Annotated in this window: 14 protein-coding genes, 1 tRNA gene and 1 pseudogene; 10 read left to right on the top strand and 6 right to left on the bottom strand. The window is 63.9% G+C overall.

From position 1 onward, the window contains the following. Positions 1-36: 36 nt before the first annotated feature. Both N4G42_RS10815 and N4G42_RS10810 read left to right on the top strand, forming a co-directional pair. On the top strand, positions 37-1,062 hold the full coding sequence (locus N4G42_RS10815; RefSeq protein ID WP_260667139.1) for a TRAP transporter substrate-binding protein: 1,026 nt from the start codon (positions 37-39) through the stop codon (positions 1,060-1,062). 67 nt (positions 1,063-1,129) lie between these two features. Next, positions 1,130-1,804: a GntR family transcriptional regulator gene (locus N4G42_RS10810; protein ID WP_056744569.1), complete on the top strand. Its 675-nt coding sequence runs from the start codon at positions 1,130-1,132 to the stop codon at positions 1,802-1,804. A 275-nt stretch (positions 1,805-2,079) separates the two neighbouring features. Here the strand turns inward: N4G42_RS10810 and N4G42_RS10805 are convergent, their stop codons facing one another. Continuing rightward, positions 2,080-3,516: a PLP-dependent aminotransferase family protein gene (locus N4G42_RS10805; RefSeq protein WP_260667138.1), complete on the bottom strand. Its 1,437-nt coding sequence runs from the start codon at positions 3,514-3,516 to the stop codon at positions 2,080-2,082. 202 nt (positions 3,517-3,718) lie between these two features. On the opposite strand from N4G42_RS10805, the gene gabT reads away from it, so the two are divergent. From gabT to N4G42_RS10775, 6 genes are all read left to right on the top strand, one after another. After that, positions 3,719-5,011, top strand: a complete 1,293-nt coding sequence (gene gabT, locus N4G42_RS10800; protein ID WP_056063208.1) for a 4-aminobutyrate--2-oxoglutarate transaminase — start codon at positions 3,719-3,721, stop codon at positions 5,009-5,011. Between the two features lie 30 nt (positions 5,012-5,041). Beyond that, the gene (locus N4G42_RS10795; RefSeq protein ID WP_260667137.1) at positions 5,042-6,151 is read left to right on the top strand and encodes an ABC transporter ATP-binding protein; all 1,110 of its coding nucleotides are present in this window, start codon (positions 5,042-5,044) and stop codon (positions 6,149-6,151) included. A 52-nt stretch (positions 6,152-6,203) separates the two neighbouring features. After that, positions 6,204-7,238, top strand: a complete 1,035-nt coding sequence (locus N4G42_RS10790) for an ABC transporter substrate-binding protein (RefSeq protein ID WP_260667136.1) — start codon at positions 6,204-6,206, stop codon at positions 7,236-7,238. A gap of 101 nt (positions 7,239-7,339) precedes the next feature. Then, positions 7,340-8,584, top strand: coding sequence for an ABC transporter permease (locus N4G42_RS10785; RefSeq protein WP_116750417.1), 1,245 nt, complete (start codon positions 7,340-7,342; stop codon positions 8,582-8,584). Between the two features lie 31 nt (positions 8,585-8,615). Then, positions 8,616-9,434 (top strand): ABC transporter permease, encoded by an 819-nt coding sequence (locus N4G42_RS10780; RefSeq protein WP_260667135.1) that lies wholly within the window; start codon positions 8,616-8,618, stop codon positions 9,432-9,434. A gap of 194 nt (positions 9,435-9,628) precedes the next feature. Further along, entirely contained in the window at positions 9,629-11,119 is a 1,491-nt protein-coding gene (locus N4G42_RS10775) for an NAD-dependent succinate-semialdehyde dehydrogenase (protein ID WP_313771907.1), read from the top strand. Positions 11,120-11,219: 100 nt separating this feature from the next. Here the strand turns inward: N4G42_RS10775 and N4G42_RS10770 are convergent. Together N4G42_RS10770 and N4G42_RS10765 are read right to left on the bottom strand one after the other, a co-directional pair. Then, a pseudogene (locus N4G42_RS10770) lies at positions 11,220-12,426 on the bottom strand (YeeE/YedE family protein). A gap of 125 nt (positions 12,427-12,551) precedes the next feature. Further along, complete coding sequence (locus N4G42_RS10765) at positions 12,552-13,445, bottom strand: sulfurtransferase (RefSeq protein WP_260667277.1); 894 nt, start codon at positions 13,443-13,445, stop codon at positions 12,552-12,554. A 244-nt stretch (positions 13,446-13,689) separates the two neighbouring features. On the opposite strand from N4G42_RS10765, the gene N4G42_RS10760 reads away from it, so the two are divergent. Then, a tRNA-Gly gene (locus tag N4G42_RS10760) sits at positions 13,690-13,763 on the top strand. 73 nt (positions 13,764-13,836) lie between these two features. Here the strand turns inward: N4G42_RS10760 and N4G42_RS10755 are convergent. Together N4G42_RS10755 and N4G42_RS10750 are read right to left on the bottom strand one after the other, a co-directional pair. Next, the gene (locus N4G42_RS10755) at positions 13,837-15,777 is read right to left on the bottom strand and encodes a Cache 3/Cache 2 fusion domain-containing protein (RefSeq protein ID WP_313771906.1); all 1,941 of its coding nucleotides are present in this window, start codon (positions 15,775-15,777) and stop codon (positions 13,837-13,839) included. 286 nt (positions 15,778-16,063) lie between these two features. After that, the gene (locus N4G42_RS10750; RefSeq protein ID WP_260667132.1) at positions 16,064-16,972 is read right to left on the bottom strand and encodes a pseudouridine synthase; all 909 of its coding nucleotides are present in this window, start codon (positions 16,970-16,972) and stop codon (positions 16,064-16,066) included. A 191-nt stretch (positions 16,973-17,163) separates the two neighbouring features. Here N4G42_RS10750 and N4G42_RS10745 point away from each other — a divergent pair, with 191 nt between their 5' ends. Further along, positions 17,164-19,362 (top strand): AsmA family protein, encoded by a 2,199-nt coding sequence (locus N4G42_RS10745; RefSeq protein ID WP_409557818.1) that lies wholly within the window; start codon positions 17,164-17,166, stop codon positions 19,360-19,362. Between the two features lie 111 nt (positions 19,363-19,473). Here the strand turns inward: N4G42_RS10745 and clpA are convergent, their stop codons facing one another. Next, on the bottom strand, positions 19,474-21,822 hold the full coding sequence (gene clpA / locus N4G42_RS10740; RefSeq protein ID WP_108499250.1) for an ATP-dependent Clp protease ATP-binding subunit ClpA: 2,349 nt from the start codon (positions 21,820-21,822) through the stop codon (positions 19,474-19,476). Positions 21,823-21,857 lie beyond the last annotated feature (35 nt).

Below are 21,857 nucleotides of genomic sequence, written 5' to 3'. Positions count from 1 at the left end.
CGTCCCCTCCCAAAGTTCTTTCACACGGAGTTCACCATGACGACTCAGCCCGCCCGCACCCCCGCTGTCACCCGCCGCCATTTCATCGAGCGCCACGCCGTGGCCGCTGCCACCGTCACGGGGCTGGGCTTTCCGGCCCTGGTGCGTGCCGCCGACACCAAGGAGTTTCGCCTGGGCCTGATCACGCCCGCAGGCCACTCATGGAACCGCGCTGCCGTGCAGTTTGGCGAGGCGCTGAAGAAGGAAACCGATGGCCGCCTGAGCGTCACGGTCTTCCACTCGGGCCAGCTGGGCAACGAGGCGGCGATGATGCAGCAGCTGCAGTCCGGCGCGCTCGACATGGGCTGGATCCAGGCGGCCGAGCTGGGCTCGCGCGTGTCCAGCATTGCAGCCATCAATGCGCCCTACCTGGTGCGCTCCACGCCTGCCGTGGCCAAACTCGTCAAACACCCCTCCGCCACCAAGCTGCTCGAAGTGCTGCCGCGCGAAACCGGCACCATTGGCCTGGGCTGGGGCATTACCGGCATGCGCGCCGTGTTCTCCACCAAGGACATCAACGTGCCCACCGACATCAAGGGCATGAAGCTGCGCATCAACCCCACGCCCGTGTACCGCGACTTCTATCAAATGCTCGGCGCCGCGCCCACGCCCATCCCCACGCCCCAGGTGTTCGACGCCATGAGCAACGGCCAGGTCGACGGGCTGGAGGCGGACATCGAGTTCTCGTGGAACCAGCGCTTCGACAAGGTGGCCAAGGCCCTGCTGCAGATGAACGCCCTGTTCATGCCGTTCGCGCCGCTGGTCTCCGGCCGCATCTGGCAAGGGCTGGATGCCAAGGACAAGGACATCATCCGCAAGCTGGTGGCCCAGTCGCTGGATGCGCAGATCAACGACATCGTGACCACCGAGGCCGGGCTGATCGAGAAGTTCAAGGGCACATCCATCGCCTTCAAGACGGCATCGTCGTTCAACCCCGACGGCATCATCCAGGAGTTCGACAAGCTGTGGCTGCCCAAGGCGCCGCAGATTGCCGAGCTGCGCAAGGCGGGCGCAAGCCTCTGACAGTCCGCAAGGGTCACCCGGGCCGCATCCCATAAGATGCGGCCTCCCGCAACGTCCTTCACGCCCGATGACACTCCGCCGCCCCTCCCCCCAGCAAGACCCCGCGCCCAAGCGGCGCGCGGCGGACGTGGCCTACGACGCCATCGAGACCATGATCTCCACGCTGCAGCTGCAGCCCGGCAGCCCCGTGGTGGAGGCCGAGATCGCCGAGAGCACGGGCCTGGGCCGCACTCCGGTGCGCGAGGCGCTGCTGCGCATGGTGTCCATCGGGCTCATAGTGCAGCAGCCCCGGCGCGGGCTGCTGGTGTCGCACATCGACCTGGCCGACCACCTGGACGTGATCCAGACCCGCCGCGTGCTGGAGCGCCTGCTGGCCTCCAACGCCGCACGCCGCGCCACCGCGCCGCAGCGCCAGGCCATCGTGCGGTGTGCGGAAAACATGGTGCAGGCCGCAGCGCGCGGCCACCTCGACGACTACATGCTGGCCGACCATGAGCTGGACCTCGTCACCCACCAGGCCAGCCAGAACCACTCGGCCGTCAAATGCGTGCAACCGCTCATCGTGCAGTGCCGCCGCTTCTGGTACGCCTACCAGCACGAAGGCGAGGTGTCAGAGGGTGCCCGCGCGCACATGCAACTGGCGCAGGGCATTGCCAGTGGCGACGAGGCCCAGGCTGTGGCGGGCGCGGAGCAGCTGATGGAGTACCTGGAGCGCTTTGCGCGGCGCATCATCGACCGCTAAGGACCCTCTGCACGAATCTCGCTGGCCAAGTGAGCGCAGCGGAGCGGGAGGGGCTGCAAGGCGCAAAACGCAGCAATAGCCGTAGCTATTGCGAGTATTTGCAACGCTGCAGACCGCCCGAGCCCGCTGATGCACACGACGCGGTGATTCGTGCAGAGGGTCCCTATGGACCAGCCCCCCGGGCCACGGACAGTTGTGTCAATCACTATCTATTTGATAGCAATCCAGGCATATTGCACTAGCGCATCCGCCCAAAAATGCTTCAAACCGCGTGCTCAGGCCAGGGAACTGCCCTGTTCCGCCACCTGCTGGCCCATCTCGATGCGCTGCTCCAGAAAGCGCCACATCCGCTCGTCCTGGCTGAACGCCACGTTAAACCGCAGCCAGCCCGTAGGCCGGGGCTCCACCAGAAACAGCTGACCCGGCCCGAGCATGATGCCCGCACCGGTGGCCTCTTTCGACAGCTCGGCACTGTCAGGCAGGTCGGGGTGCCGGGCCCACAGGTACATGCCCGCCTCGGGCTCGTGAAACAGCTCGAACCCCAGGTTCAGAAAGCGCCGCCCCACCGTGCGGTGCGCCTCGGCCAGCCGCTCGCGCAGCGACTTGAGGTGCTTGCGCCAGCGCCCGTCGGTCACCACGCCAAAGGTGATGCGCTCGGTGATCTCTGACGAGGTCAGGCCCGAGATCATCTTGAGCTGCACCAGCTCATCGAGCAGATCGCGCCGCGCCGCCAGAAAGCCGGTGCGCAGGTTGGGCGAAATCGTCTTGGAGAAACTGCCCAGGTAGATCACACGGTTGAGCTGGTCCAGGCTGGCCAGCGAGGGACGCACACCGGGGTCCATGTCGGCGTAGATGTCGTTCTCCACCAGCATGAAGTTGTGCTGCTCGGCCAATTGCAGCAGCCGGTGCAGGTGCGCCACCGATGCCACCGAGCAGGTGGGGCTTTGCAGGCGCGGCTGCGTGAAGAACACCGTGGGCTGGCGCTCGGCCAGCAGGGCCTCTAGCGCCGGTAGGTCGTAGCCGGTGGCGGTGCGCGGCACACCCACCACTTGTGCTCCCGCAAAGCGCAGCATGAACAGCAAGTTGGGGTAGCCGGGGTCGTCCACCAGCACCACATCGCCAGGCTTGACGAGGCGACGCGCCACCAGATCCAGCGCCTGGCTGGAGCCCTGCGTGAGTAGCACCTGGTCGGCGTCCACCGCCAGATGGTGTTCGGCCAGCGACTCGGCCACCACCATGCGCAGCGCCATGTGGCCGTGGGGCAGGCCATAGCCGTCCAGTTCGGGCCCGTCGGACGACAGCTGGCGCATGCTGCGTTTGACCGCATCGCCAAACAGCCAGTCGTGCGGCAGCCAGCCGCAGCCCGGTTTCATGGGCAGGTTGCGGTTTTCAAAAATTTGTTTGAGGTACCAGCGCGCATCAAAACGGGGCACGGCCCGCTCGGGCGCACCAGTGCCGGGCGCAGCGCCCTCGTCGCCCCGCCGCTTCACAAAAAAGCCCGCATTGGCCCGCGACACCAGCCAGCCCTGCGCCACCAGGCGGTCGTAGGCCTCGACCACGGTGAACACGCTCACGCCGTGCGCAGCGGCAAAAGCGCGGATGGACGGGAGTTTGCTGCCGGGTTTGAGCACCTGCCCGGCGATGAGCCCCCGCAGACCATCGACGATCTGGCTGACCAGAGGTGTCTGGAGGTCGGGGCTGAGAGTGAGCATCAGGGGAGCAAAAAAGGGGGCGAATTGTGCACTGGGTTGGCGCACACCAAATCAGGGATTGCCTGTACAGGATTCTAGACCTGCACAGTGCGCGCCAAACAGCGCTGCGCTGTACATGGACGGGCCGTGGCGTGGATTCCAGAATTCGCCCCATTCCTGGTTTTCATTCCCTTTTTTGTCCTTCACAGCCACCGCCCACACCATGCAGCAAGACCGCCATTTCACCAACGCCGCCCTCCTCACCCGCCGCCACGCCGCCGTGGCCCGGGGCGTGGGCCAGGCCCATGAACTCTTCATCCACAAGGCACGCAACGCCGAGCTGTGGGATGTGGAGGGCCGCCGCTTCATCGACTTTGCCGGTGGCATCGCGGTGCTCAACACCGGCCACCTGCACGCTGGCGTGATCGCCGCCGTCAAGGCCCAGCTGGACCTGTACACCCACACCTGCTTTCAGGTAGTGGCGTACGAACCGTACGTGGAAGTGTGCGAGCGCCTGAACACGCTGGCCCCCGGCGCGTTTGCCAAAAAGAGCCTGCTGCTCACCACCGGCGCCGAGGCTGTGGAAAACGCCATCAAGATCGCCCGCGCCTACACCAAGCGCCCTGGCGTGATCGCCTTCACGGGCGGCTACCACGGCCGCACCAACCTCACGCTGGGCCTCACCGGCAAGGTCGTTCCGTACAAGGTGGGTTTTGGTCCGTTCCCGGGTGAGACTTACCACGCGCTGTTCCCCAACGCACTGCATGGCGTGAGCGTGGAGCAGGCCCTGCATTCGGTGGAGCTGATCTTCAAGAACGACATCGAGCCCGAGCGCGTGGCCGCCTTCATCGTCGAGCCCGTGCAGGGCGAAGGCGGCTTCTATGTGGCCCCGCCCGAGTTCATCACCGGCCTCAAGGCCCTCGCAGACCGGTACGGCATCCTGCTGATTGCCGACGAAGTGCAGACCGGCGCGGGCCGCACGGGCACGTGGTTCGCCTGCGAACAATGGCCGGTGGCCCCCGACCTCATCACTACCGCCAAGTCGCTGGCGGGCGGTTTCCCCCTGTCGGGCGTGGTGGGCCGCGCTGACGTCATCGACGCGCCTGCAGCTGGCGGCCTGGGCGGCACCTATGCGGGCAGCCCGGTGGCCTGCGCGGCAGCCCTGGCGGTGATCGATGCGTTCGAGCAGGAAAACCTGCTGGCCCGCAGCCAGGACATGGGCGCGCTGCTGGTCAGTGCCCTGAAAGCAATGGCCGCCAAAGTACCCGCCATCGGCGACGTGCGCGGCCTGGGTGCCATGGTGGCGATCGAGCTGTTTGAAAACGGCGATGTACACCGCCCCGACGCCGCACTGACCAAAAAGGTCGTGGCCGAAGCCGCGCGGCGCGGGCTCATCCTGCTGTCCTGCGGCACTTACGGCAACGTGATCCGCATCCTGGTGCCCCTGACTGCATCGGACGAACTGCTGCACGAAGGCCTGGCCATCCTGGCCGACAGCTTCGCGGCTGTGGGCTGAATCCCTTCTCCCTTGATTGCCCCCACCACCATGAACCACGCAGAACCCCTGGTCCGCTTCAGCGGCGTGCAAAAAACCTACGACGGCGAACAGCTTGTGGTGCGTGCGCTGGACCTGGACATCCAGCGCGGCGAGTTCCTGAGCCTGCTGGGACCTTCGGGCTCTGGCAAGACCACCACGCTGATGATGCTGGCCGGCTTCGAGTCGCCCACGGCGGGCGACATCCTGCTCGATGGCAAGCAGATCACGCGCACGCCGCCACACAAGCGCAACTTTGGCATGGTGTTCCAGAACTACGCGCTGTTCCCGCACCTCACCGTGGGGCAGAACGTGGCCTACCCGCTCACCGTGCGCAAGGTGCCCAAGGCCGAGCAGGCCGAACGCGTGAAGAAGGCGCTGGACATGGTCCGCCTGTCGGGCATGGCCGACCGCCTGCCCGCACGCCTGTCGGGCGGCCAGCAGCAGCGCGTGGCGCTGGCCCGCGCCCTGGTGTTCAACCCCCAGCTGGTGCTGATGGACGAGCCCCTGGGCGCACTGGACAAACAGCTGCGCGAACACATGCAGATCGAGCTGAAAGAGCTGCACCGCCAGCTGGGTGTGACCTTTGTGTACGTGACCCATGACCAGGGCGAAGCCCTGACCATGAGCGACCGCGTGGCGGTGTTCAACGAAGGTGTCATTCAGCAGTTGGCCGATGTGGAGTCACTGTACGAGACCCCGTCCAACCGCTTTGTGGCGGGTTTTGTGGGCGACAGCACGGTCATCACCGGTACGCTGCAAGGCAGTGGTACGGCGTGGGCACTGCAGTTGCCTGACGGCCAGCGCCTGCCCGGCCTCAACGTGAACCACCTGGCACCCGGCGCCCTGGCCGAGGCCTGCATCCGCCCCGAGCGCATTGCGCTGCATGCTGCCAGCGCCGCGCCCCAGGCCCCCGCCCTGCGCGCCACGGTGGCCCGTGCCATCTATTACGGCGACCACCTGCGCCTGATGTGCGACATCGGCGCCGGCCAGGCGCAGGCCACCGTCAAGCTGCCGCTGACCCGCGCAGACGCCAACCCGCACCCCGAACCTGGCGATGCGGTGCTGCTGGAGTTCCCCACGGAGTCCGTGCGCATCTACGCCCCGCCCACCGTTCACTGAACCGCATTTTTTGTTCCCCGTCCCCTTCCCTCAACCCCTAGGAAACCGCACCATGAAAAACAAGAGCCTGATCGCCTGCGCTGCCCTGTCTGCCTGCCTGGCCCTGCCCAGCCTGGCGCAGCAGCAACTCACCGTCGTCAACTTCGGCGGTGCCAACGCCAATGCACAAAAGAAGGCCTTCTACGAGCCCTACGAAAAGGCCGGCAACAAGATCGTGGCCGTGGAGTACAACGGCGAGCAGGCCAAGGTCAAGGCCATGGTCGAGGCCAAGAAGGTGACCTGGGACGTGGTCGAGGTGGAATCGCCCGACGCCGCGCGCGGCTGCGATGAAGGCCTGTACGAAAAGCTGGACTACAGCAAGATCGTGCCCAAGGCCGACCTGCTGCCCGCTGCGGTGAACGAGTGCGCTGTGGGCATCTTCGTGTGGTCCACCGTCATGGCCTACAACGGCGACAAGCTCAAGACCCCACCCACCAGCTGGGCTGACTTCTGGGACACCAAGAAGATCCCGGGCAAGCGCGGCATGCGCAAGGGCGCGCGCTACAACCTCGAATTTGCGCTGCTGGCCGATGGCGTGAAGCCCGCCGACGTGTACAAGGTGCTGGCCACCAAGGACGGCGCCGACCGCGCGTTCAAGAAGCTGACCGAACTCAAGCCCAACATCCAGTGGTGGGAGGCCGGTGCCCAGGCGCCACAGTTCCTGGTCGCAGGCGATGTGACCCTGACCACGGTGTTCAACGGCCGCATCGACGCCGCCAACCGCGAAGGCCGCAACCTCAAGATCTACTGGCCCGGCGGCATCTACGACCTGGACTACTGGGCCATCCCCAAGGGCACACCCAACAAGGATGCTGCTGTGAAGTTCATCGCCTTCACGATGCAGACCCCACAGCAAGCAGCCTATGCACAGAACATTGCCTATGGCCCGGCCAACACCAAGGCCCTGGCGTCGCTCGACAAGAAGGTGCTGGACGACCTGCCCACCTCGGCCACCAACTCCAAGGAGGCCCTGCAGTTCAGCGTGGGCTTCTGGGCAGACCAGGGCGAGGCGCTGGAAAAGCGCTTTGCCGCCTGGGCCACGCAGTAAGCCTGCGCCCGCCCGCCTGAGCCATGAGCCCACACCAGCAGCAGACAGAGCCCACCACCATGCAAGCCCACTCCGGCGTGATCGCCATGAACGCCCCTGATATGGCCCCGCACCGCGCACAGGACAGCCACGCCCCCGGCGCGCTGCGCAAAGCCCTGGCCCGCGCCGAAGTGCGGCGCAAATGGCGGGCGTTCAGCCTCACGCTGCCCTTGCTGGTGTTTCTGCTGCTCACGCTGCTGGTGCCCATTGCCGCGCTGCTGCAGCGTGCGGTGGAGAACCCCGAAGTGGCCAACGCGCTGCCCGGCACCATGCGAGCCCTGGACGGCTGGGACCGGCGCGACGCACCACCGGCAGCGGCCTACGCCGCGCTGGTGGGCGATCTCGCCCGCCTGCCCGACCGTTCGGACGCTGGCGCCCTGGCGCGCCGACTCAACTCCGAGGTGCCCGGCGCACGCTCCATGGTGATGGGGGCCTACCGCGACCTGCCTTTTGAAGGTTCTGCCGACGCCATCAGGGAGCGCCTGCTGGGCGCCGACCCCCGCTGGGGCGAGGCACCCTTCTGGCGCGCCATAGCCAAGAACGGCGCCCGCTGGACGCCCGACTACCTGCTTGCATCGGTGGACCTGCAGCGCGACGCACTGGGCCAGGTCGAGCGCATGCCCGAGGAGCAGCGCGCCTTCGGCGGCATCCTGCTGCGCACGTTCCACATCAGCCTGGTGGTCACACTGGTGTGCCTGCTGGTGGGCTACCCGCTGGCCTGGTGGCTGGCCTCATTGCCTGCGCGTTCGGCCAACGTGCTGATGATCCTGGTGCTGGTGCCTTTCTGGACCTCGATCCTGGTGCGTGTGGCCGCCTGGATCGTGCTGCTGCAATCCGAAGGCCTGGTCAACCGGGGCCTCATGGGCCTGGGCCTGATCGAACAGCCACTGGCGCTGCTGTTCAACCGCACGGGCGTGGTGATTGCCATGGTGCACATCCTGCTGCCGTTCATGATCCTGCCGCTGTACAGCGTGATGAAGAGCGTGCCGCCCACCTACCTGCGTGCGGCGGTGTCGCTGGGCAGCTCGCCGATTGCCGCGTTTTTTCGGGTGTATGTGCCGCAAACCTACCCCGGCATTGGCGCGGGTGCCCTGCTGGTGTTCATCCTGGCCATTGGCTACTACGTCACGCCCGCACTGCTGGGCGGAGCCGATGACCAGATGCTGAGCTACTACATCGCCCGCTACACCAATGTGGAAGTGAACTGGGGCATGGCCTGCGCGCTGGGTGCCCTGCTGCTGGCTGCCACGCTGCTGCTGTACGGCGTGTACCGCCGCATTGGCAAAGCCGAATTGAGTCTGGGCTGATCACTCCCTCCAAAGCTGAAAGTCGCTGACCATGTTTCGCCTGCCCCAATTCCCCCTATACGCCACGTTGGCCGACAAGCTCGGCTGGTGGGCGGTGCGCGCACTGTGCGTGTCCGTGCTGGTGTTCCTGCTGGCCCCCATCCTGGTGATGGTGCCGCTGTCATTCTCCGAAAGCTCGTTCCTCGCCTACCCCATCCACGGCTGGTCGCTCAAGTGGTACCGCAACCTGTTCGAGTCGGCCGAATGGGCCCGTGCCACGCGCAACAGCTTCATCGTGGCGCCCGCAGCCACGCTGATTGCCACTGTGCTAGGCACCCTGGCCGCCGTGGGCCTGTCGCGGGCGGACTTCCGGTTCAAGGGACTGCTCATGGGCATCCTGATTGCCCCCATGGTGGTGCCCATCATCGTGGTGGGCGTGGCCACCTACCTGTACTTCGCACCGCTGGGCCTGGCAGACAGCTACTTCGGCCTCATCATCGTGCACGCAGCCCTGGGCGCACCCTTTGTGCTGACCACCGTGCTGGCCACGCTGGCGGGCTTCAACCACAACCTGGTGCGCGCCTCGCTGAGCCTGGGTGAGACACCGCTCAACACTTTCTTCCGCGTGACGCTGCCGGTGATTGCGCCGGGCGTGATCTCCGGCGCGCTGTTTGCGTTTGCCACCTCCTTTGATGAAGTGGTGGTCACCCTTTTCCTGGCCGGGGCCGACCAGTCCACGCTGCCGCGCCAGATGTTCAACGGCATCCGCGAGAACATTTCGCCCACCATTGCCGCCGTGGCCACACTGCTCATCCTCTTCACCACCAGCCTCTTGCTGGCGCTGGAGTGGCTGCGGGGCCGACGCGCATGATGGCGCAGGCCGTGTTCACCAGCGCACGCATCCCCACCCATGCCCCTGTTGCCGGTGCCACTTTGGCGACGCATTGCGCAGCCCCGCCCATGCTAGCCTTTGGCTAGATGTACGCGGGTCGTTGGCTACCCGCTCTGCTCCCCTTCTCTTTTCTGCTCGCCCTCTGTTTCGTCACCTCTCCCGGAAGTATTCCCATGGACATGAAGACATCTCCCCTCACACTGCTGAACGACCCCACGCTGCTCAAGACTGACGGCCTCATCAACGGCCAGTGGGTGGCGGGCAGCAGCCGCTTTGACGTGAACGACCCAGCCACGGGACGGAAGCTGGCCGACGTGGCCAATCTGGGCCCGCAGGATGCCGAGGCCGCCATTGCCGCCGCCAACGCCGCCTGGGGCCCTTGGAAGACCAAGACCGCCAAAGAGCGCAGCATCATCCTGCGCAAGTGGTTTGACCTGCTCATGGCCCACCAGGACGACCTGGGCCGCATCATGACCGCCGAACAGGGCAAGCCCCTGCCAGAAGCCAAGGGCGAGGTCGCCTACGGCGCGAGCTTTGTGGAATGGTTTGCCGAAGAGGCCAAGCGCATCAACGGCGAGACCCTGCCCCAGTTTGACAACAACCGCCGCCTGCTGGTGCTCAAGCAACCCATCGGCGTGTGCGCGGCCATCACGCCATGGAACTTCCCGCTGGCCATGATCACCCGCAAGGTCGCGCCTGCGCTGGCTGCGGGCTGCCCCGTGGTCATCAAGCCGGCCGAGCTGACACCACTCACCGCCCTGGCCGCCGCCGAGCTGGCCATCCGCGCGGGCATTCCGGCCGGTGTGTTCAACATCCTGCCCGCCGACAGCGACAACTCCATTGCCATCGGCAAGGTGCTGTGTGCGAGCGACGTGGTGCGCCACATCAGCTTCACAGGCAGCACCGAAGTAGGCCGCATCCTGATGGCGCAATCGGCCCCCACGGTCAAGAAGATGTCGCTGGAGCTGGGCGGCAATGCGCCCTTCATCGTGTTCGACGATGCCGACATCGACAGCGCCGTGGAAGGCGCCTTTGCCAGCAAGTACCGCAACGCGGGCCAGACCTGCGTATGCACCAACCGCTTTTACGTGCAGGAAGGCGTGTACGACGAGTTCGTGGCCAAGTTCGCCGCCAAGGTCAAGACGGCCAAGGTGGGCAATGGCTTTGAAGCCGGTGTGAACCAGGGCCCGCTGATCGAGGAAGCGGCTCTGGCCAAGGTGCAGCGCCACGTGGACGACGCGCTGGCCAAGGGCGGACAGGTGGTGGCTGGCGGCCAGCGGCTCAAGAGTCTGGGCTCCGGGCTGTTCTTCGAGCCCACGGTGGTGGCCAATGCATCGGCCGACATGCTGTGTGCCCGCGAAGAAACCTTTGGCCCGTTTGCGCCCGTGTTCAAGTTCAAGACCGAGCAGGAAGCCATCGACGCAGCCAACAACACCGAGTTCGGCCTGGCCAGCTACTTCTACAGCCGCGACGTGGGTCGCATCTTCCGCGTGACCGAGGCGCTGGAATACGGGATGGTCGGTGCCAATGTGGGCATTCTGGCCACAGAGCACGTACCCTTTGGCGGCGTCAAGCAGTCGGGCCTGGGCCGCGAGGGCTCGCACTACGGCATGGACGACTATGTGGAGATCAAATACCTGTGCCTGGGCGACATTCAGAAGTGACCAGCGCCAGAACGGCTTCCCGTTGATATGCTTTTGATAGCTGCTAGCGCTTAATTTATAAGCGCTAGCAGCCAAAGAAGCTTCAAAATTTGGGGTCTCGTCAGCGACGCAACATCGCCTTCACGCGCAGGCCGGCCCACACTGCGGAGAACACCGCGGCACCAAACACCCAACCCGACAGCGCGTCCGCCATGCCGCCGGACAGCAGCGTGCCAACGGTGCAGCCCAGCCCGGTCATCGCCCCCCAGCCCAGAAACACGCCACCCGACAGGCCCCGTACAGCATCGCGCCACGTAGGCCAGCGCGGCACAAACTGGCGGCTGACCGTGGCTGCCACGAACGCTCCCGCCACCAGACCCACCAACAGCGCGGCATTGGGGGTAAACCAGGTAGCCTGCGGCACGGTAGCGCAACCCGCAAATCCATCGAGCCCATCGAGCCGGTCGGGAATCCAGCCCTGCCCTTGTGCCCACTGGCGTGCGGCGCTGCCCAGCGTGGCTGTCACGCCAAGGGGTCGCATGCGCACGATGGCAAATGCGCCAATCAGCCCCACGACCAACCCGCCTACCCAGTAGTGCCAGCGCCCGGTCCACAGGTTGCGCCACACGGCACGCAGTCCTGGTACGGCAGGGACTGCACCCGGCCCTGATGATGCCGCGGCCTCCTGCGCAAAGCCACGCCAAAGCCAGGCAGCCACCAGGGCCAACCCGCCCAGTTGCACCAGCAAGGCGCCGCCATACCCCAGGTGGGCAGGCAGCCAGACCACGGGCGCATCGGCCACACTCAGGCTGTACAAGGGGTTCCAGGTCTTGAAACCCAGGATGAAGCCCAGTGCCGACCCGGCCAGCGCGAACGGCGATACCGTGCCCCCCTCGGCCAGCCGGTACCAGTGCGCGCTGATGCACGAGCCCGACACCACCATGCCGATGCCAAACGACAGCCCAGCCGCTACCAGCACCCAGCTCACGGGGCCGATGTGCATGTCGGGCGGCAGCTTACCCCGGCTGGGGCACTGGCAACCAGCTACCCAGCACCACGGTGTAGCCCACCACCCCCACCGCCAGCGCCAGCACAATGGCCAGCAGCCCGCGCGGATTGCGGTCTTCAAACCAGTCGCGCGCGTGGCAGTAAAAGCAAAAGCGCGAGCGCTGCAGCACGAGCCCCAGCACCGCGCCCGTGACCAAAGCAAAAGCGAGCGTGCGCCCGCCTGGCAAGCCCTGAACCGCCTGGGCCGCCCAACCCAATGCCACCAGCGCTGCAAGCGACGCCAGGGCTCCTGCGCCAGAGAAATTGATCTTGTATGTCATTGCACCGCACCCATAAAAAAAGCCCGCACCAGGCGGGCTGTAAAGGAGACCCCCTACCAAAACTCAAAAGATCTCTTTGTTTTGCATTGCACCTTCTTCCCAAAAGGTTCTGTCGGTCAGCCCATTCACTTCGCGGCCCAGATGGTGCCCGCCGGGTTGGTGATGGGCACGCCCACCGCATTGCCGTATTCCGTCCACGAACCGTCATAGTTCTTGACGCTGTAGCCCAGGATCTTGGAAAGCGCAAACCAGGTGTGGCTGGAGCGTTCGCCAATGCGGCAGTAGGTGATGATGGGCTTGCTGCCATCCACGCCCGCGCTGGCGTAGAGCTTTTTGAGGTCCTCGGCGGACTTGAAGGTGCCATCCTCCTTGACCGCCTGGCCCCAGGGCACGTTAGCCGCGCCGGGGATGTGGCCAGCACGGATGCTCAGCTCGGGCACACCGGCCGGGGCAAAAATCTTGCCCGCATATTCGTCGGCCGACCGGATGTCCACCAGCTTTGCATTGCTCCTGCCCTCTGCCGCAGCCAATGCATCAGTCAGGCGGGCCCGCAGGTCGGTGTTCACCTTGGCCACCCGGTAGCTGGTGGTTGCAAACTCGGGCACGCGGTTGTTCAGCGGCTGGTTCTCAGCCTCCCACTTCTTGCGGCCGCCGTCGAGCAGCTTCACGTTCTTGACACCATAGATGTCAAACACCCACGCGCCCCAGGCAGCAAACCAGTTGTTGGTGTCGCCGTACAGCACCACCGTGGTGTCTTGAGACACGCCCGCCTTGGACAACAGGGCCTCAAACGCCTCCTTGCTCACGATGTCACGGCGCACCCGGTCGTTCAGGTCCTGGTGCCACGAGAAGTTGACCGCACCCGGCACATGGCCGCGCTCGTACAGGCCGGGGTTCACGCTCACCTCCACAATGCGCACCTGCTGGTTGTCCAGGTTCTGCGCCAGCCATTCGGTGGTGACCAGAGGGCCAGCGGGGATGGGGTTGGCAGCGAGCAAAGTTCCACCGAACAACGCCATGCAGGATGCCAAGGAGGCGCGCATCCAGCGGCGCCCAGACCATTGCGATGAGAGAGTGCGTTGGGTTGTCATTGGCATCCTTTCCTTTTCTTTGAAGTGCCTGCGCAGTGCAGCAGGTGGAAGGAATTTAGAGCCCGACGCGATCACACCCAACCAACATGTTCGGCTATGGATATGCGTTTTGCACGCTTGCACAAAGCGCTTGCCAGACGGCTGGCGGATGCTGCCTATAATCCGGAGCGTCGCGGGTGTAGTTCAATGGTAGAACGGCAGCTTCCCAAGCTTCATACGAGGGTTCGATTCCCTTCACCCGCTCCAAATCAATAAAACCTGCCAGGCAGCAATGCCTGGCAGGTTTTTTCATGGGCTGATGTCTTTCTGTCGGTGCTCTCTAGCCGCCGAGCTTTGGCACAGCACGGTCCGATGCGGACACAGGCATACGCGCCGTTGTCGCGTCCTGGCCCAGATTGAACCGCGCAATGGCCTCAACCATCTGCTGCGCCTGCGTGCGCAGGCTGCTGGCAGCCGCAGCCATTTCCTCCACCAGCGCCGCGTTCTGCTGCGTGGTCTGGTCGAGCTGTGTGACAGCCTCACCCACCTGGCCAACTCCGGCGGTCTGCTCGTTACTGGCCGCGCTGATTTCAGAGACCATGTCGGCCACGCGCTGGATAGAGCTGACGACTTCCTGCATCGTGGTGCCCGCCTGATCGGCCAGCACCGAGCCCTGTTGCACCATGGCGCTGCTGGCGCCAATCAGCTCCTTGATGGCCTTGGCTTCGGCTGCCGTGCGCTGGGCCAGGTTGCGCACCTCGGCGGCCACCACCGCGAAGCCGCGACCTTGTTCACCCGCTCGTGCCGCCTCGACCGCCGCGTTGAGCGCCAGGATGTTGGTCTGAAAGGCAATGCCGTCGATCACACCAATGATGTCGGCGATCCTCTGGCTGCTGTTGTTGATGTCCTGCATCGTGCGGACCACTTTGGACACCACCTCACCACCCTGCTGGGCAACCCGGCTAGCCCCCACGGCCAGTTGGTTGGCTTGGCTTGCGCTGTCGGCGTTGTGGCGTATGGTGGCGCCCAGTTGCTCCATGCTGGCCGCCGTCTGCTCCAACGCACTGGCTTGACTTTCGGTACGGCCTGACAGGTCCTGGTTGCCCTGTGCAATCTCCGTACTGGCAGCAGATACGCTGTCGGCACTGGTACGCACCGTGCCCAAACTTTCCACCAACCGGACGCGAAAGCCTTCCATGGCCTGGGCCAGAGAGCCGATTTCATCGCGTGACCGGACGGACACCGCGTGCGTGAGATCCCCCAGCGCCAGATAGCCAAGGGCAGTGCTTAGCTGCTGCACGGGGGCACCCACCAGCCTGCGCGTAGCCACCAACAGCACCACAGTGAGCAACGCGAGTGCCACCGCCACACCCAGCCAAAGCCAGGTGAGCACGCCGCGCGCCTCACTCATCATTTCTGTCAAAGGTGCCTCGGCAACGATGGCCCAGCTCCAGGGTTTGTAGTGCTCAACCGCCACGTAGCGGGTGGCGGTATCACTCTCACCGCTGCGACGGGGCGACCAACCGGACTCCAGATCGCCAGAGGACTGGACCGCAGCCAACGACGCCAGCCAAGCCTTGGCGTTGTCGTCCTTGTCATCCAACTTCAGGGACTTGCCAGCGCCGGGCAACCCGAAAACACTGCCCCGTGCGGGGCCTGATGAGAGATTGACGGCATACACAGCACCCGAGGTAAACAATTTTTGTCCCGCCATCACGGTGTCGAGCTTGCCCAGAATGGCACCCATGTCGGAGCCAATGAACAGGATGCCGATGGTGCGAGTCCCGTCGCGGATGGGCTCATACACGGTCATGTACTCACGGCCAAACAGGCTGGCCCGGCCGATATAGGTTTTGCCCTCATTCATGAGGGCATAGGCCGGGTGCTTACGGTCCAGCAGGGTCTTGTAAGCACGCTCACCATCCTGCTTTTTGAGGGATGTGGTCACACGAATGAAATCGTCGCCGGTGCGCGCGAAAATCGTGGCCACTGCTCCCGTGCTGTCCTTGGAGAATCGGTCCACAACTTCAAAGTCGCCGTTGACGGAGGCCCCCTGGAAAGACAGCACCGCCTCGGGCTTTCCATCGGCCCCAGGCGACTCTGCGACGGTGAATTGACCTGGGAAATTCGCCTTGAACAGGGTGAAGTCGCGCTTGGCCTGCTCTTGCGCCGTTTCATCAAAGGTCTGGACCAAAGTGCGTACCTGGGCGGCGTATTGCATGGCATCACCACGCGCGAGGCGACCGAAGTCTTTCCAGAGCAGGGTACTGACGATGCCCATCGTGGCCAACAAAACCGCCAACAGACTGAGCAAAGCCGTCAAGGACAGCTTGAAGGCGACGGAATGGCGGGAGCTTGAGGGAATCATCTGGTGCGTTTGGGTAATTTATGCATCGACGTGCATACGGAGAACCAAAGTACCCGAAGTCGCGCAAAAACAAAACCATCGCCAGTGCAATGGCCTTTTTAGGCATAGGGAAAACCCTTGCAAAAACTCACCGCAACAATAGCTCGCTGCGGCAGACACAGAAGTCGTCATGCAAGTCTGCGTCGAGGTCCCAGCGTGTTCAAGGCAGGCTCAGCGCCTGTCTGCTTTCAAAAACCCTTTGCACCCCAGTGACGGGATCCACAAACTCCAGAGACCGCGCCAACAGCTGCAGAGGCCGCGAGTAGTCGCCTTCGGGCGGGTCGTTGACGACGGGATAAAAAGGGTCGTTGCGCAGTGGCAGCCCCAGGGCCGCCATATGCACGCGCAACTGGTGGCGCTTGCCAGTGACGGGCGACAGCAGGTACCGAGCCCAGTCGCCTGTGACCTCTAGCACCTGGATATGGGTGTAGCTATTGGGCTCGCCCGACACCTCCTGCATACGAAAGAACTGCGGACTCTCCTCCAACCGGCTGCGGTGGTCACGCGGGAAGGCCAGGTCGGCGCGCCACGGCGCAACGGCCTCGTAATGCTTGATGATCTGTCGATCGCGGAACAGCGCCTGATACGCTCCGCGCGTTGCCTGATGCACTGACAGCATCACCAACCCAGCCGTATCACGGTCAATGCGGTGCAATGGCGAAAGCTCGGGCAGCCCCAACCGGCGTTTGAGGCGTACCAGCAAGGTGTTATGCAGATACCGGCCTGAAGGCGTTACCGGCATGAAGTGCGGCTTGTCTGCCACCACCAGATGCTCGTCCTGGTACACCACCGCTTCACTGAACGGCAAGGCGGGCTCGGCGGGAAGGCTTCGATAGTAGTAAAGGCGCAGGCCTCCCTCAAAAGCCCGATCAGGCAACACGGCCTGCCCGCGTTCATCCACCACGATACCCGCCTCCATGCGCTCGTACCACCCTTCACGGGATACGGCCGGCAGTCGCTCTGTCAAAAAATCCAGCATGCTGCCCTGCCCTCGCGCAGGCAGTACCACGCAGCTGGGGCTCACCCCATCGCGCACGGGCAATACATGGGGATGGCGAGGGTTGTGCATGGCGTGCAAATTCTAGGGGGTTGGTCGGCGTCGAGATACGCCAGTCCCGACCGGGGATAGCGCTTCACCCGCGCATACAGGTGGAGCACAAAGCCCATGCAGAGCAGCGCTGTAGGACAAGCACGCCAAAAGGCATGTTGGCCGACGCAATCGACGCAAATTTGCGTTCTGCGGGCTAGCATGGCTGCTCTATGACTACACCCCAAACGGACCAGCACACCACATCTGCACGCGCAACGGCGACGGCAATGGCACCAGCGGGAGTGACTTCAACGCCTCGCCCGAGGCATGGCCATAGCAGGGTCCGCATTGCCTGTGGCGTAGCGGGAGTCATGGTGGGACTGCTGCTGATAGGCGCTGTGACGCTGAGCCAGTGGGATTGGAACCGCTCCAAACCCTGGATCAACCAAACCCTCAGCGAGGCAGCCGGACGACAATTTGCGGTGGAGGGCAATCTATCGGCATCCTGGCACTGGCCACAGCCCCTTGAAGAAGGGTGGCACCGCTGGGTTCCTGGCATTACTTTGCAGGGAACCCAGCTGGTTTTGCAAGACCCTCCAGGATTTGCCCGTCCTGGCAAAGCCGCAACGCCCCAAACCACGGCACGCGCCGAGATGGCGCGCGCATCGCTCAAGCTTTGGCCACTACTGGCGAGGCAAGTGGTCATTGATACCCTGGAGCTATCTGGCCCGGACATCTCCCTCGCCCGCCTGCGCGACGGCAGCAACAATTGGACGCTGCTCCCCAAGAGGGATCCCGATGACGCCACGCCGCGCTGGGCGTTCAGCATTCATCAGCTAGCGGTTCGCGGGGGGCATTTGGCATATAACGACGCCAAGCAAGACCTTGATCTGACCGCCCGCGTCGACACCCTCAGCGAAGGGCAGACAGTCGTTGCATCGGGGAATGCTGCATCGCCTGCGTCTGGCACGGCGAGTGCCTCTAGCACCCCAATTTATGGCGTGCGCTTCGACCTCAAGGGCACGCTGGGCAAGGCGCGTATCGAGGGTCAGGGTCAGGCCGGCTCTGTGCTCTCGCTGCGCGACAAAGAGGTGAACTACCCCCTGCAATTCACAGCCAAGGCGGGCAGCGTAGAAGCGGCCGTTCGGGGCATTCTGGCAAACCCGGGTGCGCTGTCAGGGATGGATTTCCAAGTCATGCTCAAAGGCGCCAGCATGGCAGACCTGTATGCACTCACGGGTCTTGTCCTGCCCAATACGCCCGCATTTCAGACCCAGGGACGATTGCAGGGCAGTCTGCAACCAGGCCGTGCTGTATGGGACTACCGTGACTTCACTGGTACGGTAGGCCAGAGCGATCTGCACGGCAATCTGCGCTTCGTGTCGGCTGCGCCACGCGGCAAACTTTCAGGCGCTATCACATCCAATCAGTTGCGCCTGGTGGACCTGGGACCTGTGCTCGGTACAGCCACCACGGCGACTGCCCAGCCTGGCCGCAATGGCAAGGTACTGCCCAACGCTGCGTTTGCCACCGATCGCTGGAGCACCATGGATATGGATCTCAAGTTTGCGGGGCAGCGTGTGATCCGACCCAACAGCCTGCCGCTGGAGGACCTTAGCGTGCATGCCGTATTGGACGATGCCGTGCTGCGCCTGGAACCCTTGCATTTTGGTGTGGCCAAAGGCCAGATTGAATCCAAACTGGTGCTGGACAGCCGCAAACAACCGCTGACGGTACACATGGACACCCGCGTGCAAAACCTGCGGCTCGCTGCGCTGTTTCCCGAGGTGGAACTGACCCAAAAAAGCCTGGGGCGACTCGATGGCGCCATGGCGCTGAATGGCCAGGGGAATTCCGTAGCGCAGTGGCTTGGCAGCAGCAGCGGCGAGGCCCGCCTGTATGTGCGCGATGGCACTCTGAGCCGCGAACTACTGGACCGCGCTGCACTCAACGTGGGCAGCATCGTGGTGGGCAAACTGTTTGGCGACAACAAAGAAGTGCAACTGCGTTGCGCGGTGGCAGATCTGGCGGTGCGCGAAGGCCTTGCCACGGTCCGCACCGCCAAGCTGAGCACCAACGAGGCGGTGGTGGATGTCACGGGCACCATCGACATGGCAGAGGAACGCCTGAACCTGAGCGTGAAACCAGCGTCGCTGGAGTGGAAGTTCTTCTCGCTGCGCACTCCGCTGTACGTGCGCGGCACGCTGGGCAAACCCGATGTGGGCGCAGAACCAGGCCCCCTGCTGTTGCGCGCCGGGGCAGCCATTGCCGCTGCGGTGGCCGCGCCTGCAGCCTTGGCATTGTTACCTGTAACGGTACCCGGAGCTGACGACGACGCGCAGTGTGCGCCCTTGCTTGCTCAAGCTACACAACCGGTCAAGGCAGGGCGCGCTGGCGCGCCGGTCGCGCGCACCACGCCGTCACGCTAAAAAATACTTCTACACCGCCTCTGCGGGTGTGTGGGCCCCAGCGGCCATCGCCAATGAAAAAGCCCACGGCGTGAACCGTGGGCTTTTCGTGGATCTGCGAGGAACCCGAGGTCAGTCGGCCGTCGCCTCTTCAGGCTCTGCAGGCTCGGACTTCGCCGAACGCTCCTTCTTCGGCAAAGGCTGGATATCCAGCAGCACGTCGGGTGTTTCCACACCCTTGTCGTCCTTCTTCATCTCGATATCCACGGTCAGGCGTCCCCCTTCTGTCAGGCGGCCAAACAGCAACTCGTCAGCCAAGGCGCGGCGGATGGTGTCCTGGATCAGGCGCTGCATAGGGCGCGCGCCCATCAGCGGGTCGAAACCCTTCTTGGCCAGGTGCTTGCGCAGGGCATCGGTGAAGGTGACCTCCACCTTCTTCTCGGCCAACTGCGTCTCCAGCTGCAGCAGGAACTTGTCCACTACGCGCAGGATGATCTGTTCATCGAGTGCCTTGAAGTTGACGATGGCATCCAGCCGGTTGCGGAACTCAGGCGTGAACAGGCGCTTGATATCACCCATTTCATCGCCCGCCTGCCGCGGGTTGGTAAAGCCAATGGTCGCCTTGTTCATGGTCTCGGCGCCAGCATTCGTGGTCATGATGATGAGCACGTTACGGAAGTCGGCCTTGCGGCCGTTGTTATCCGTCAGCGTGCCGTGGTCCATGACCTGCAGCAGCACGTTGAAGATGTCCGGATGTGCTTTCTCGATCTCATCGAGCAGCAGCACCGCGTGCGGCTTCTTCGTGATGGCTTCCGTCAGCAGACCACCTTGGTCGAAACCGACATAACCTGGAGGCGCGCCAATCAGGCGGCTCACGGCATGGCGCTCCATGTACTCGGACATGTCAAAACGGATCAGCTCGATGCCCATGATGTAGGCAAGCTGCTTGGCCGCTTCAGTCTTGCCGACGCCGGTGGGACCGCTGAACAGGAACGAGCCGATCGGCTTGTCGCCCTTGCCCAGACCCGAGCGTGCCATCTTGACGGCACTGGCAAGCACTTCCAATGCCTTGTCCTGGCCGAACACCACGCTTTTCAGGTCGCGCTCCAGCGTCTGCAACTTGCCGCGGTCGTCATTGGACACGTTGGCAGGCGGAATGCGTGCGATCTTGGCCACGATCTCTTCGATCTCGGCCTTGCCGATGGTCTTCTTGCGCTTGCTCGGCACCATGATGCGCTGGGCCGCACCGGCTTCATCGATGACGTCGATTGCCTTGTCGGGCAGGTGGCGGTCGTTGATGTACTTGGCGCTCAGTTCTGCCGCAGCCTGCAGGGCAGCTGCAGCGTACTTCACGCTGTGATGCTCTTCAAAACGAGACTTCAGCCCCTTCAGGATGTCGATGGTTTCGGCCACGCTGGGCTCCACCACGTCCACTTTCTGGAAGCGGCGCGACAAGGCAGCATCTTTCTCGAATATCCCCCGGTACTCCGTGAAAGTGGTCGCACCGATGCACTTGAGCTGGCCACTGGACAGCGCCGGCTTCAGCAGGTTGGAAGCATCGAGCGTTCCTCCAGAGGCCGCACCCGCACCGATCAAGGTGTGGATCTCGTCGATGAAAAGGATGGCGTTGGGCTTGTCCTTGAGCGACTTGAGCACGCCCTTGAGGCGCTGCTCGAAGTCGCCACGGTACTTGGTGCCCGCAAGCAAAGCACCCATGTCCAGGGAGTACACCGTTGCCTCGGCCAGGATCTCGGGCACATCGTTTTGCGTGATCCGCCAAGCCAGGCCCTCGGCAATCGCAGTCTTGCCCACCCCTGCCTCGCCCACCAGCAGAGGATTGTTTTTGCGGCGACGGCACAGAATCTGGATCGTGCGCTCGACCTCGTAATGGCGGCCGATCAATGGATCGATCTTGCCATCCTTAGCGGCCTGGTTCAGGTTCTGAGTGAACTGCTCCAGCGGCGACGCCTTTTCGTTACGCTCACCACCACCGCCCTCTTCGCCCTCGGCCTGATTCTCGGCCTTAGCGGGCTCGGGAGGCTCGCCCTTCTTGATACCGTGGGCAATGAAATTCACCACATCCAGGCGCGTGACACCTTGCTGGTGCAGGTAGTACACGGCGTGCGAATCCTTTTCGCCAAAAATTGCCACGAGCACATTGGCACCCGTCACCTCTTTTTTGCCGTTGCCCGTGGACTGCACGTGCATGATGGCGCGCTGGATCACACGCTGGAATCCCAGCGTAGGCTGGGTGTCTACCTCGTCGGTACCTGCGACCTGCGGGGTGTTGTCTTTGATGAAATTCGCCAGCGATGAACGCAGATCATCGATATTGGCCGAACATGCGCGCAGCACCTCCGCTGCGCTGGGGTTATCGAGCAATGCAAGCAACAGATGCTCCACGGTGATGAACTCGTGGCGCTGCTGACGGGCCTCAACAAAGGCCATGTGCAAGCTGACTTCCAGTTCCTGGGCAATCATGTGAACTCCTTTGTGCTTGCGTGGAAGGGATAACT

The sequence above is a fragment of the Acidovorax sp. K2F genome, assembly GCF_025246485.1.
In the GTDB taxonomy this organism is placed as follows: domain Bacteria; phylum Pseudomonadota; class Gammaproteobacteria; order Burkholderiales; family Burkholderiaceae_C; genus Acidovorax; species Acidovorax delafieldii.
This window is presented reverse-complemented; position numbering and strand designations above follow the sequence as displayed.